The 13,582-nt window shown below is 43.9% G+C and carries 15 protein-coding genes; 8 read left to right on the forward strand and 7 right to left on the reverse strand.

Annotation, left to right across the window (positions count from 1 at the left end; translation table 11 throughout):
• Positions 1–49 precede the first annotated feature (49 nt).
• The 3 genes from SPUTW3181_RS16955 to SPUTW3181_RS16965 are packed head-to-tail and all read right to left on the reverse strand — an operon-like array spanning position 50 to position 1,341.
• Positions 50–340 (reverse strand): hypothetical protein, encoded by a 291-nt coding sequence (locus SPUTW3181_RS16955; RefSeq protein ID WP_011790526.1) that lies wholly within the window; start codon positions 338–340, stop codon positions 50–52.
• A gap of 60 nt (positions 341–400) precedes the next feature.
• Positions 401–931 (reverse strand): class I SAM-dependent methyltransferase, encoded by a 531-nt coding sequence (locus tag SPUTW3181_RS16960; RefSeq protein WP_011790527.1) that lies wholly within the window; start codon positions 929–931, stop codon positions 401–403.
• Positions 931–1,341, reverse strand: coding sequence for a hypothetical protein (locus SPUTW3181_RS16965; RefSeq protein ID WP_011790528.1), 411 nt, complete (start codon positions 1,339–1,341; stop codon positions 931–933). The genes SPUTW3181_RS16960 and SPUTW3181_RS16965 overlap by 1 nt, the downstream gene beginning before the upstream one ends.
• A gap of 506 nt (positions 1,342–1,847) precedes the next feature.
• On the opposite strand from SPUTW3181_RS16965, the gene fccA reads away from it, so the two are divergent.
• The 4 genes from fccA (at position 1,848) to SPUTW3181_RS16985 (ending at position 6,031) form a co-directional block, all read left to right on the forward strand.
• Positions 1,848–3,641 carry a fumarate reductase flavoprotein subunit FccA gene (fccA, locus tag SPUTW3181_RS16970; RefSeq protein ID WP_011790529.1) on the forward strand — a complete coding sequence of 598 codons (1,794 nt, stop codon included), beginning with the start codon at positions 1,848–1,850 and terminating at the stop codon, positions 3,639–3,641.
• 255 nt (positions 3,642–3,896) lie between these two features.
• A complete protein-coding gene (locus tag SPUTW3181_RS16975) occupies positions 3,897–4,886 on the forward strand; it encodes a 2-hydroxyacid dehydrogenase (protein ID WP_011790530.1) in 990 nt (329 codons plus the stop codon).
• A 68-nt stretch (positions 4,887–4,954) separates the two neighbouring features.
• Positions 4,955–5,692 carry a dienelactone hydrolase family protein gene (locus SPUTW3181_RS16980; protein WP_011790531.1) on the forward strand — a complete coding sequence of 246 codons (738 nt, stop codon included), beginning with the start codon at positions 4,955–4,957 and terminating at the stop codon, positions 5,690–5,692.
• 51 nt (positions 5,693–5,743) lie between these two features.
• Positions 5,744–6,031, forward strand: coding sequence for a hypothetical protein (locus SPUTW3181_RS16985; protein ID WP_011790532.1), 288 nt, complete (start codon positions 5,744–5,746; stop codon positions 6,029–6,031).
• Between the two features lie 138 nt (positions 6,032–6,169).
• Here the strand turns inward: SPUTW3181_RS16985 and SPUTW3181_RS16990 are convergent, their stop codons facing one another.
• The 3 genes from SPUTW3181_RS16990 to SPUTW3181_RS17000 all read right to left on the reverse strand — a co-directional run bounded on the left by SPUTW3181_RS16990 (position 6,170) and on the right by SPUTW3181_RS17000 (position 7,732).
• Positions 6,170–6,631 (reverse strand): hypothetical protein, encoded by a 462-nt coding sequence (locus SPUTW3181_RS16990; RefSeq protein ID WP_011790533.1) that lies wholly within the window; start codon positions 6,629–6,631, stop codon positions 6,170–6,172.
• Between the two features lie 95 nt (positions 6,632–6,726).
• Positions 6,727–7,170, reverse strand: coding sequence for a hypothetical protein (locus SPUTW3181_RS16995; RefSeq protein ID WP_011790534.1), 444 nt, complete (start codon positions 7,168–7,170; stop codon positions 6,727–6,729).
• Positions 7,171–7,186: 16 nt separating this feature from the next.
• Entirely contained in the window at positions 7,187–7,732 is a 546-nt protein-coding gene (locus SPUTW3181_RS17000) for a mechanosensitive ion channel family protein (RefSeq protein ID WP_011790535.1), read from the reverse strand.
• A 103-nt stretch (positions 7,733–7,835) separates the two neighbouring features.
• Here SPUTW3181_RS17000 and SPUTW3181_RS17005 point away from each other — a divergent pair, with 103 nt between their 5' ends.
• The 4 genes from SPUTW3181_RS17005 (at position 7,836) to ahpF (ending at position 12,831) form a co-directional block, all read left to right on the forward strand.
• Positions 7,836–8,579: a spermidine synthase gene (locus SPUTW3181_RS17005; protein WP_011790536.1), complete on the forward strand. Its 744-nt coding sequence runs from the start codon at positions 7,836–7,838 to the stop codon at positions 8,577–8,579.
• Between the two features lie 89 nt (positions 8,580–8,668).
• Positions 8,669–10,225 (forward strand): leucyl aminopeptidase, encoded by a 1,557-nt coding sequence (locus SPUTW3181_RS17010; protein ID WP_011790537.1) that lies wholly within the window; start codon positions 8,669–8,671, stop codon positions 10,223–10,225.
• Between the two features lie 354 nt (positions 10,226–10,579).
• Positions 10,580–11,149, forward strand: a complete 570-nt coding sequence (gene ahpC / locus SPUTW3181_RS17015) for an alkyl hydroperoxide reductase subunit C (RefSeq protein ID WP_011790538.1) — start codon at positions 10,580–10,582, stop codon at positions 11,147–11,149.
• A 110-nt stretch (positions 11,150–11,259) separates the two neighbouring features.
• Positions 11,260–12,831: an alkyl hydroperoxide reductase subunit F gene (ahpF, locus tag SPUTW3181_RS17020; protein WP_011790539.1), complete on the forward strand. Its 1,572-nt coding sequence runs from the start codon at positions 11,260–11,262 to the stop codon at positions 12,829–12,831.
• A 310-nt stretch (positions 12,832–13,141) separates the two neighbouring features.
• On the opposite strand, the gene SPUTW3181_RS17030 is transcribed toward ahpF, so the two are convergent.
• The gene (locus tag SPUTW3181_RS17030) at positions 13,142–13,561 is read right to left on the reverse strand and encodes a GNAT family N-acetyltransferase (RefSeq protein WP_011790541.1); all 420 of its coding nucleotides are present in this window, start codon (positions 13,559–13,561) and stop codon (positions 13,142–13,144) included.
• Between the last annotated feature and the right edge of the window lie 21 nt (positions 13,562–13,582).

Consider the following 13,582-nt stretch of genomic DNA (forward strand, 5'->3'; position numbering starts at 1 on the left):
CATCCTTGAACACATCTTAAGTAAAGTAGTCACAAATCAGGAAAATAAACTAGGAAAATGCATTACCATTGACATGCATAATGGTAAACGTCCACACCACAAACGCTAATGGAATATGCACTAACGCATAGAAAAACTGATCGAGCCTTCCCATCCCTTTCGCCAACCAAATTAAGTACATATGTAATGCAATAATCAGAGGAAACAGCGCAAATAATGGGTATAACGCTACTGGGCTAGCATCCGCCAACACGCTATGACTGAGCAGCGCCCAACCCACCATAATGGCTGTCGTTATCGGTGGAGTGGCAATGCGGTATTGCTCTGGATAGGGAAACATCCTGCGGCCTCTACTTTTACTTTGTGCATGGATAGATTTGGGATCGGACAGGATAGCATACTACCACTTTTGAGCGATTATCTGTGCTTTAAAGCTCATACGATCCGAATGAGATTCACTCAATTGTCCTTCAAAGTAATGCAAAGGTTGCCAGTTGGCAAATGCTGATTTGAGTTCATGTTCAATCAATAAAAAATCCGGGTTACGTGGCCGCCCTATTTCAGCTTGGCGCCATGTAAAAGTTTCATAAACAACAAACCCTTTGGATTTAACACTTGCGGCGATCTGTGCCAGCAAAGGCCGATGTAAATAATTAAACACCAACACAATATCAAATGCTTCGACAGGCAAAATTGGTGCCGAATGGGCCTCTAAATCCCACTGAAGTTTATGCACATTAGGATGCTCAACATACAAACGAGACAGATCGCTATCGACAAAAGTAACATCGGCTCCCTGTGCTAAGAACCACAGGCCATTACGGCCAGAACCGCAAGCTAAATCAAGCACATTCAAGCCCACTAAAGATGGCCAAGGGAATTGAGTTATTAATGCCGATGGCTTTAAAAGTGCACAATCTGTTTGGAGCATTAGCCTTTAATCTCTTTTTTAGTTTCAATTTGTCGACGATGCACAATCGAATAATGCCTGAGTCCAGCGGGACCATGGGAAACGATAACAGATAAAAACAAGACGAGTATAAGCAGCTCAGGTTTATAATTTGCGAGTGGTATAAACAAACAAAGCAAACCTAATTTAACCAAGGTTAACACACCCTTAAGCTGAATAAGCCAACGCCAATCCCGTACGACTTCCCAACACATCAATATGCTTCCTGTCGACATTGCAATATACCAGTAATTCAGCCACAGGAGTTTTTCTACGCCGAGTAATATTCCTCCCCCCGCACCGACAACACCAAGTATATGCAACGCCCTTAAGCTTGTTTTACTCAGTCGCTGTATCCAAAAACGTCTCTCTGACACATGATCGCTACGCATAAATTTAACCTTTAAAAATCATACAGCTAACATACTGGCAAAATAAACAATAAATTTCCACCCCAATTACTGGCGAAATATCACTTATTGCATAATACTTAACTCGGTAAATATTTACGTATTTACACTAAACTACAATCAAATAAAAATACAACTAAACATATTTCAAAACTTTCAAAACTTTCAAAACTTTCAAAACTTTCAAAACTAATTCAAATAGCCGAATACTAGCCCGTATAAATATGTTAACTAAAGCAAGTTTCACCCTATCAAATAAGTGATTTATTTCAGTTTGATTTTGTTTTTTTCATCATATTGCACAATTTAGATATGTTATTTTCGATATAACAATAATTATGTGACACAAATACACATATACCTCTTTAGATAGTGCTAACTTTGTTAGCGGAGAATGCTCTAAAGTGCGTGAGCTATGTAAAATACCAATATCACGCCACGATGAATAACCCTTATTAAGTAGATGAATGTACGGCGGAGGAACTATCATGTTCACAAGAAAGATTCAAAAAACAGCACTAGCCATGCTGATCTCAGGCGCAATGGCCGGAACGGCCTATGCAGCGCCGGAAGTGCTAGCCGATTTTCACGGTGAAATGGGTGGCTGCGATAGCTGCCACGTATCAGACAAAGGTGGCGTTACCAACGACAACCTGACCCATGAAAATGCCCAATGTGTTAGCTGCCACGGTGATTTAAAAGAATTAGCCGCCGCCGCACCTAAAGATAAAGTATCCCCCCATAAATCTCACTTAATTGGTGAAATTGCTTGTACTAGCTGTCACAAAGGCCATGAAAAATCAGTAACTTACTGCGACGCTTGCCATAGCTTTGGCTTTGATATGCCATACGGTGGTAAATGGGAACGTAAGTTTGTGCCTGTTGATGCAGACAAAGCTGCACAAGATAAAGCCATTGCCGCTGGCGCAAAAGAAACCACAGATGTGGTTATTATTGGTTCAGGTGGTGCAGGTCTAGCTGCTGCCGTATCTGCCCGTGATGCTGGTGCAAACGTCATTCTACTTGAAAAAGAACCTGTACCAGGTGGTAATACTAAACTGGCTGCGGGCGGTATGAACGCTGCAGAAACGAAGCCACAAGCTAAGTTAGGTATTGAAGATAAGAAACAAATCATGATCGACGACACCATGAAAGGTGGCCGTAATATTAACGATCCTGAATTAGTCAAAACCTTAGCGAACAACTCATCAGACTCTATCGATTGGTTAACCTCTATGGGTGCCGATATGACAGACGTTGGCCGTATGGGTGGCGCAAGTGTTAACCGTAGCCATCGTCCTACTGGCGGCGCAGGTGTAGGTGCCCATGTCGCACAAGTTCTATGGGATAACGCCGTAAAACGCGGCACTGATATTCGCTTAAACAGCCGTGTAGTACGTATTCTTGAAGATGCGAGTGGTAAAATTACTGGCGTATTAGTGAAAGGCGAATACACAGGTTATTACGTGATCAAAGCCGATGCAGTTGTTATTGCTGCAGGTGGTTTTGCTAAAAACAATGATCGCGTAGCGAAGTACGATCCTAAGTTAAAAGGCTTTAAAGCAACTAACCACCCAGGTGCCACAGGTGACGGCTTAGACGTAGCATTGCAAGCTGGTGCGGCAACTCGCGACTTAGAATTTATTCAAGCTCACCCAACCTACTCTCCTGCAGGCGGTGTGATGATCACTGAAGCGGTACGTGGTAACGGGGCTATCGTGGTTAACCGTGAAGGTAACCGCTTTATGAACGAAATCACCACCCGTGACAAAGCGTCTGCGGCGATTCTGCAACAAAAAGGCGAAAGTGCTTATTTGGTATTTGATGATTCAATCCGTAAGAGCTTAAAAGCCATCGAAGGCTATGTTCACCTGAACATTGTTAAAGAAGGCAAAACGATTGAAGATCTGGCTAAACAGTTAGATATTCCAGCCGCAGAACTGGCTAAAACAGTCACAGCTTACAACGGTTTCGTTAAATCAGGTAAAGATGCTCAATTTGAACGTCCTGATTTACCACGTGAATTAGTTGTAGCGCCTTTCTATGCTCTCGAAATCGCGCCAGCGGTTCACCACACTATGGGTGGTGTAGTGATTGATACTAAGGCCGAAGTGAAGAGCGAGAAAACGGGTAAACCTATTGATGGTTTATATGCAGCAGGTGAAGTGACCGGTGGTGTTCACGGCGCTAACCGCTTAGGTGGTAACGCTATCTCTGATATCGTAACTTACGGCCGTATCGCGGGTGCCTCTGCAGCAAAATACGCTAAAGATAAAAAGTAAAATGCAATCATCAGTGCTAAAGGACTAGCCCAAGGCTCACATAGCACGACTATTAATATGAGAGCCGTTGCTTGATCCTCAAGCAAACTCAACAAACCAATAAGCGAGCCGTCAGGGGCTCGCTTTTTTTATGTCCAATTGATGATAAAGGTCACTCTTTTAGCGGGGTAAACCTCAAGGTTAAGGACAAAAAAAGCGAACTCACTTACACTCATTAGCAGATAACAATATCAGGCAACGGGGTAGGTGATTGAAATGAGAATTGGATTTTTTAGCGCAAAACAATATGACATAGAATATTTTAACCGTACCAATGTCGCCTTTGGTGCGCAAATAGAGTATTTCGATTATCGTCTATGCATGCAAACGGTGAAACTTGCCGAAGGTTTTGACATCATCTGCGCCTTTGTTAACGATTCACTCTGCGAAGAAGTACTCGTAGAACTCGCCAAGGGTGGCACAAAAATTATTGCCATGCGCTGTGCGGGCTTTAACAACGTCGATTTAGTCGCTGCTAAACGCTTAGGTATGAAAGTCGTTAACGTGCCCGCCTATTCACCTGAATCTGTGGCCGAGCACACTGTCGCACTGATGTTGACCTTAAATCGTAAAATCCATAAAGCATATCAACGTACCCGCGATGCTAATTTTTCACTCGAAGGTTTAGTCGGTTTTAATATGTTCGGCAAAACCGTTGGCGTGATTGGTACTGGTAAAATCGGCGTGGCAACCATCAAGGTATTACTCGGTTTTGGCTGTAAAGTCATTGCGTTTGATCCTTTTATTAACCCAGCCGTGTTAGCCCTTAATGTGGAATATCAAGATCTCGATTCGCTTTATGCCAACAGCGATATCATCAGCTTACATTGCCCGTTAACGGCAGATAACCATCACTTACTCAATAAAGAAAGCTTCGCTAAGATGAAACCCGGGGTGATGGTGATTAACACTAGCCGCGGTGGCTTACTCAATGCCTTTGATGCAATGGAAGCCTTAAAGCTGGGCCAAATTGGTTCATTGGGGCTTGATGTGTACGAAAATGAAAAGGGGTTATTCTTTGAGGATAAATCGAATGAAATCATCCAAGACGATGTATTCCGCCGTTTATCTGCTTGCCACAATGTGATTTTCACTGGGCACCAAGCCTTCCTCACCGAAGAAGCCTTAAGTGCTATCGCTAAAACAACCTTGAGCAATCTAAAAGCACTCAGTGCGGGCGAATTGTCAGGTAACGAATTGTTTTAACTGACAGATAAAATCCTGACTGCTAAAGTGAGGCTTCAGCGTTTGAAGCCTCATAGCGGAATATAAATATGTTAGTAACTCAGCAAACTCAAGATATCTCAACGCCATCCGGCCCGATGCGCACCTATATCTATCGCCCTGATGCACAAGGCCAGTTCCCTTGTATCATCTTCTATTCCGAAATATTTCAGCAAACCGCCCCCATCACTCGCGCCGCCACAATTCTTGCCGGCCATGGTTTTGCCGTATTAGTACCTGAAGTATTCCATGAACTCAACCCCATAGGCACAGTACTCGCCTATGATGAATCGGGTAAAGACAAAGGCAACGCCGATAAATTTGCCAAACCTTTAGAGCACCACGATAGCGACACCCAAGCCCTAGTCGATTTTGCCACTCAACAAGCTTACTGCAATGGCAAAGTAGGCAGCATGGGCGTGTGTATTGGCGGCCACTTAGCCTATCGCGCCGCACTCAACCCCGCTATTTTAGGCGCATTTTGCCTCTATCCAACCGACATTCACTCCAACACCCTACCCTGCGCTTACGGCAATGACTCACTGAGCCGCAGCGGTGATATTCAAGGGGAATTAGTGTTAGTGTTCGGCAAGCAAGATCCCCATGTATCACCAGAGGGGCGAGTGTTAATCCACCAGCAATTAATGGCGCTGAACCGTAACTTCACTTGGCTTGAAGTCAACGCCCAACACGTCTTTATGCGTGATGAAGGCGAACGCTATGATCCCGCACTCGCACTGCAAATGTACCTGCAAGCGGTCGCGTTTTTTCAAAGAGTGCTTCACTAGGTCATAAATTAAACATACTAGATATTAACTACTTAAGGAAAGAGTAGAAAAATGAAACCCTATAAAAATTTATCCTCAAAAAACTTAGCGTTACTGTTAATGATTACCCGAGTAACAACCGTTGTTTCGTTGCTAGCCGTCGCGCTTTCATTAATTGGCCTAGCGAGTCAGTTTTGGATGACACGTGGATTTGGTCTTAACTTTTGGTCGACTGTGGGCATAGCAACACTTATCCCCTCTCTACAAGTACTTTTTGGCTCCGGTATCATAGCGGCTATCATTGCATTTGAAGAATCCTACCGCCAAAAGTCAGAAGCCTTTATCGCCTCGTTAAAATAGCCTTTAGGGCTGCCCACAATACACCTAACGAACTACATTTTTTAAATCAAATGAATCACTAAAACCTTAACTAATATTATGATTTTAGTGATTCATCCTTGCATATATTAAACTGCTAATCATACATTCAGATAATCACTATTCGGAATATATTTCATCGATAACGCCATCTAAAACACCTATCTGTAAAAGGGGAAAACCTTCACCCAAAGAAATATTATATCCAATCGAAATGGCATTCGTACCAAGCTTACCAATACCAAGACTGTATTCATTATTTGCATGAACTTCGATCAAGCATGGCAACAAAAATGCCCAAACATTGGATGAGGAGAGCTCAATATCTGCAGGAACAATGTCAGAAGATGTAAGAAAATGAATAATCCTAGCAGTTGCATCTTTTCTAATCAGCTCTGCATTATTGATGAGTTTATCGAATGCCTCACATTGGGATACTGTTGGCCCCTCTTTTGTCCCCCAAATACGTATGAGAAAACCAGTCCCTAAATAAGGTATATCTAACTTCCTTTCCCAGATTTTTGATTGACCTTTTCCTGAAATATCACCAAAAGGAAAAATGGTTATTGACTTTGCAAACATGCGAACTCCAAATAACTAAGGTCGCCAACCATGGCCAGATCTATCAAGTTTGCCCAAAATTATATACACGTATTACTCTGACTGTTCTCAATCAATTACAAAGCAGTCATTATTTCCTTTAATTTTCGTGAATATTTTTTGCTGCCTGATACTCTTATTTTTTTAAGGTAACGTTCTAGTTCATCTTGCTTTTCAATTAAGAGGCAGAACTCAATAATGTATATCACCAAGAAATTTTTATAAAAAGGCAGTGTTGCGATAACATCATTATTGCTCTCGTGCTCATCTGGTGCATCAATAAAAGTATCAATCTTTTTATCGAAGAAACAAGTAAATAGTGGCACGTTCGATGACACTATCTTCTCCATCTCTAAAATAGAAAACTCGGCGGCGTTTATTTTTTGTGCATCATAGGCTAATAACACTTTAGGTAGATCACATTCATTTACATTTACTTTGCTATTCTTTTTTGCATAGACGAGTAATGAACTATAAAGTTCAGTATCAATCAATTTGCCAACATCTTCTTCACTGACCATGTATTTTTATCCTTTGTTACTCAGGATCAAACTTCTTTTTGCCTTCGAGTAAAGCCTGACGCTCTGCAAGCGGACTTTGATCTGAGAGCTTTAACACTGCCTTTTGAAGCATTAAGTTATTGGGATACGTGATGGTATCACCATTGTCGCGATGAATAAGCACGTGAAATAGTGCGATTTCAATAATCACTCCGCTGATATCTTCATCCTTATCAACCACCCGAATACGCTCGCCAATGCGGTAAGGAAATACGAAAAAAATCAGCACGCCTGCCGTTAAGTTACTCAATATTGACCACTGGGCGACCAAGGCGACCCCCATCACCGCAAACGCCGATGAAACAAAGAGTGATACATCCTGATAACCAAGCCCCAGCGAGACCGCCATCAAAGACAGCGTAATAAAAAACATCACATAGGAAATAAACCGAGTCACCAAACTGGTCCGTGCGACACTCACTTGCTTCATTTGCGCGAGTTTTCTCACCCAATGGGTTAACGCACGCTGTAAAAAGAGAAACACTGCAAGATAAATAAAGGCAAGCAGGATTTGATTTGTCATAATAGCCACTCAATTTTTGAAACCGTCTGAATTCTAACTTTTTTGCGTAACCAGTTATACCACCCGCAAACAAGCCAAGCAGCAAACAGAGTAACAACACACTATGGTCGATTCTACCCTCTTACATGAAACCCAAGATTCATTTGGCCCAATTCGCGTGCTCGATTACGATGACTCACGAATACTGTCTTTTGGGGATAATGATGAGCAGAGTAAAATTCTTAAGGCTGCGCCCCATATTCCTCAGCACACTTATGTGCAAGCCATGTTGTTGGTTTTACTGTTTTGTAAGCCCAAGAGCGCTATTGTTTTAGGTTTAGGCGGCGGCTCAATTATTCACTCACTGCGCAATTTCGACGCGGCAATAAAGTTAACAGCGGTGGAATTACGCCCCGCGGTGATTGAGTTAGCTAAGCGCTATTTTCAGCTGCCGATAGGTAAAAAGCTCAATCTTATCAATGATGATGCTATTGCTTTTTTAGCTGCTGGCGATCATAAAAAAGTGGATGTAATTTTTGCCGATATTTATACAGCCAAAGGCGTTGAAACAGGGCAGCTTTCGCCAATATTCCTTGAACAGTGCACTAACCTCATCAAACCCAACGGTTATTTAGTGCTGAACTGCTGGAAAGAACATAGCCAAAATCGCGAGTTGTTAGCCGACTTACAACAACACTTTGCCCATGTGAACGCTTGCCTCACAGGCGGCGGCAATTGGGTGATTTTTGCTAGCCAATCTCCTCAAATATTAGGCACCTCGGCACTCAAAAATCATGCTCAATCTTTATCGCAACAATTGGGTTTTGCCCTTGATCGATCACTGACACGATTTGGGCCTTGGATTTAATATTAATATCAGCAAAATAGCGTAAATTAGTTAACCCTAAGGCTGAGCTTTGTTATTCTTTACATTCTCCTATGATATGAGTTGTCACCATGAAAAATAAGCACAAATTTATGTTAAGCGTTATGGCTCTGGCGTGCCTTAACTCTCTCAATGCTAACGCCGAAACCTTTAGTTTTGACACTCGTAGTTCACTGAATTCAGATACATTAGTGTTATTCCAAAGTGTAGATTCTACTACCTATGGTATCGATTTTTTACCTCAATCGACCCAAGATCAGTTAAATCTCGCCACAGCAGATAACAGTTTTGCGGGCAAACAAGGAGAGATTTTAGAGATTTTAGTCCCGAGTGAAATTGATGCTAAACGGGTATTATTGGTGGGTATTGGCGATGCCACATCCTTAACGCCCGGAGAGATTAATAATATCGGTGGAAATCTAGCGGCAAAGCTAGAAACTGTTCCCCAAGCCAGTGTGCGCGTGCTCACCAAAGGCTTAAGTGCTACACCACTATTTGCCTCTGAGCTTGCCCATGGTATTGAGCTACGTAGTTACCGTTATACCCAGTTCAAGGCTAGCAACCATAGCGAAAAAAACTATCAAATCGCAGTCGATAACTTAAGTGCCAACCAAAAACACCGTAAAAATCTAGAGGCTATTGAAGCCGGTGTGTTTTTAGCGCGCGATCTGACCAATGCCCCTGCTGGAATCATGTACCCCGAAAGTTTCGCCAACGAAGCGCGTAAACTTAAATCTCTCGGCGTAAAGGTGACTGTACTCGAAGCGAAAGATATCGAGCGGTTAAACCTTGGGGCATTAGCGGCGGTAGGCAAAGGCAGTGAACGTCCACCTAGGTTAGTTGTCGCCCACTGGCCCGGTAGTAAAGAAGCCCCCATTGCGCTAGTCGGCAAAGGCATCACCTTCGATTCTGGCGGTTACAATATTAAAGCGACAGGCACTTCCATCGCACGCATGAAGTCTGATATGGCGGGCGCCGCCACTGTACTGGGCACCATTAAGGCGATGGCGGTTCAAAAAGCGCCTGTAAATGTGGTCGCGATTATGCCCATGGCAGAAAACATGATATCTGGCCATGCAATGATCCCAGGCGATGTGATTACAACGGCTCAAGGTTTAACGGTTGAAGTGCTTAATACCGATGGAGAAGGCCGCTTAGTATTAGCGGATGGCTTATGGTATGCCCGCGAAAATTATAAGCCGTCGGTGATTATTGATGTTGCAACACTGACAGGCTCAAAAGTGAGCGCATTAGGTAGCGTTTACGCTGGCCTATTTACAGATTCCGAACCATTGGTGCAGCAACTTACCTATGCAGGTCAACAGGTTGGCGAGAAAGTGTGGCGCCTACCTTTAGATCAAGCCTATGGCGATGAAATAAAATCTACCATTGCCGATTTGAAAAACACAGGTAAAGAAGGCAGCGCAGGCGCATCCTCTGCAGCTATGTTCTTAAAGCATTTCGCTGGTGAACAACCTTGGGCGCATCTCGATATCGCGGGCAACGCCTTAACCGCGACCGATACCGCCGTTGTGCCTGCGGGCGCCACAGGTTACGGCGTGCGCTTACTCAGCACTTGGTTAACGCAACCCAAAGCACTGAACGAAAACCTAGCACCTAGCACCTAGCACCTAGCACCTAGCACCTAGCACCTCAGTATCTTGTTTTAATTGTATTTATATTGAAGGGATATCATTGATATCCCTTTTTATATCCGCAATTTATGACCCACTAAAAGACGATTGGTAAAAGCCAAAAGCACAATAAAATCAAACCCAAGGTACACCAAACCCAAGCCCACCGCGGAAAAACCGATTAAGTTCGCTGCAGAATAATCAATATTCGATTAAATCGATTAGGATGATAGTTTTTATCCGTTATATTAATTCCATATGAGTCGGTACTATGCTCCACATCAACGGGACGCAAGCAAACGTCTTCGTTATGAACTTAAGTAATCATCAACTAAATGGAAGCATAAAATGACTCAATCAATTATCAACAGCACAATCAAACCATTCAAAGCCACTGCTTACCACAATGGTGAGTTCGTTCCAGTAACTGAACAAGATCTGTTAGGTAAATGGTCAGTTGTATTCTTCTATCCAGCAGACTTCACCTTCGTTTGTCCAACTGAATTAGGCGACATGGCGGATCACTACGAAAAACTGCAAGGTATGGGCGTTGAAGTTTACTCAGTATCAACTGACACACACTTCACTCACAAAGCGTGGCATGACACGTCAGACACCATCAAGAAGATCAACTTCCCAATGCTAGCTGACCCAACAGGCACTATCAGCCGTAACTTTGGCGTGATGATCGAAGAAGATGGTTTGGCACTGCGTGGGACTTTCGTGATTAACCCAGAAGGTCAAATCAAAGTGGCTGAAATTCACGATTTAGGTATCGGCCGCAGCGCGCAAGAACTGGTTCGTAAGATCCAAGCTGCTCAATATGTTGCGACTCACGATGGCGAAGTTTGCCCAGCAAAATGGCAACCAGGTGACGAAACTTTAGCACCTTCTTTAGACCTCGTTGGCAAAATCTAATTTAGTCCGCAAAGCGTTAACCTTGCCAATCTAGTCCCGCCCCCCTGCAAGGGTCTAGATTGGCACCTCTCCCGCGTATTCATCTTTTTTAGCGATTTTGGAGTTATCACATGTTAGATGCGAATTTAAAAAATCAACTGCAAACCTACCTGCAAAACCTCAAGAGACCAGTTGAACTTGTCGTGTCTGCAGATGAGAGCAAAAAGTCTCAAGAATTAAAAAGTTTAGCTAATGACATTGTCAGCCTATCTTCTCTGGTGAGCCTGAAAGAAGTTCAGGGCGAACGCACCCCGGCGATGACAGTGATAAACCCAGAACTTAAAACGCAAATCAGCTTTGCTGGTCTGCCTATGGGTCACGAATTTACCTCACTCGTGCTGGCATTACTGCACACGGGTGGACACCCAATCAAACTGAGCGATGATATCATCGAGCAGATCCGCAATCTGCCGGGCAAATATGCCTTTGAAACTTATGTATCACTGACCTGCCAAAACTGCCCAGACGTAGTTCAGGCACTGAATATGATGGCGGCCATTAACCCGAATATCACCAACGTGATGATTGATGGTGCCCTATTCCAAGAAGAAGTAGCGAGCCGTAATATTATGGCCGTACCTTCTGTCTACTTAAATGGCGAAGTGTTTGCCGCAGGTCGCATCAGCATAGGTGAGATTTTAAATAAACTGGACACCAATGCAGCCAGCCGCAAGGCCGATGAAATTAATGAAAAAGCCCCCTTCGAAGTCTTAGTCGTTGGCGGCGGCCCCGCTGGCGCAGCAGCAGCCATTTATGCAGCACGTAAAGGACTTCGCACTGGTATTGTTGCCGACAAGTTTGGCGGCCAAGTCGCTGAAACCGTGGGTATCGAGAACTTTATTTCGGTCAAAGCGACCGAAGGTCCAAAGCTAGTAGCGAACCTTGAAGCCCATGTGCGTGACTATGAAGTTGATATCATGGATAATCAAAAAGCCGTGTCATTGACGACTGACGGTTTGTTCGAACTTGAACTGGCAAGCGGCGCTAAATTACGTAGCCGTACCGTATTGCTGGCAACAGGCGCTCGCTGGCGCGAAATGAACGTCCCCGGTGAGAAAGAATACCGTGGTAAAGGCGTGGCTTACTGCCCACACTGTGACGGCCCATTATTTAAAGGCAAGCGTGTGGCGGTGATCGGCGGCGGTAACTCAGGTATCGAAGCGGCTATCGACCTTGCGAACATAGTAGAACATGTAACAGTACTGGAATTTGATAAAACCCTGCGCGCCGACGATGTGCTGCAACGTAAAGCCGCATCTATGGGTAACATTAAAATCATTACCCAAGCGATGACCACTGAAGTGACGGGCGATGGCACTCGGGTGAATGGCCTAAACTACACCGACCGCGCAACGGGTGAAAGGCACCATATCGCGCTGGCAGGGATCTTCGTGCAGATTGGGCTAGTACCCAATGCGGAATGGTTAAAAGGCACAGTGGAATTAACCCCAAGGGGCGAAATCATCGTCGATGAACGCGGCCAAACCTCTGTACCAGGCGTGTTTGCAGCAGGTGACGTGACTAACTCACCGTTTAAGCAAATTATCATTGCCATGGGCAGCGGCGCGACCGCATCACTGGGGGCATTTGATTACTTAATTCGCCACAGCGATGAAGAAACCGCCGAAACGAAAGCCGCATAATAGTGAAATATTAACCGCATAAGATAAAAAGCCAGCGCAAGCTGGCTTTTTGTTTTTAATAGGGTTTACTTCTAATCTTTTGATTTTATCGACCGCTTTAAACTATGGTATAAACTGACAAATACGAAGGTTGAAAACAACAAAATTAAGCAAAGTAGTCTCACCCAAGGCACTTGTCCCTCGAGTAACCAATTCAAAAAAGCGGAGGAAACCATAAAACTGGCCAAATAGGCATAATGTAGTTGTGTCATCTGAATTTCCTTATCTTAATCATGACGATGTTAACGAGGATAATATCAACAATCCTTTTCTAAAGGTAGGCATTCTCAAGCCGAATTTGCATCAGGGTTTCAGGATGATCCACGGTACCAAAACCAAACTGGGCGTAGAGTCCATGGGCATCGCGGGTGGCGAGCATTATGCGTCTTAAGCCTTGCAGCTCAGGATGTTCCATAATTGCTGCCATCATCAACTTGCTTAAACCTAAACCGCGGTGGGATCCGAGTACAAACACATCGGCAAGGTAGGCAAAAGTGGCTTTATCGGTAATTAAGCGGCCAAAGGCCACTTGCTGATTATCCTTATCAAAGACCCCAAAGCATAAACTGTTACTAAGCGCTGTACGCAACAGCGCCTTGGGTATTCCCTGCGCCCAATAGCTCTTACTGATAAAACCATGGATAACCTCAAAATCCATTTCAGATTGCTCTGTACTGACTCGGTATTCCATTTGTCACTCCAATATATCGAT

The sequence above is a fragment of the Shewanella sp. W3-18-1 genome (assembly GCF_000015185.1).
GTDB classification, from domain to species: Bacteria; Pseudomonadota; Gammaproteobacteria; order Enterobacterales; family Shewanellaceae; genus Shewanella; species Shewanella putrefaciens.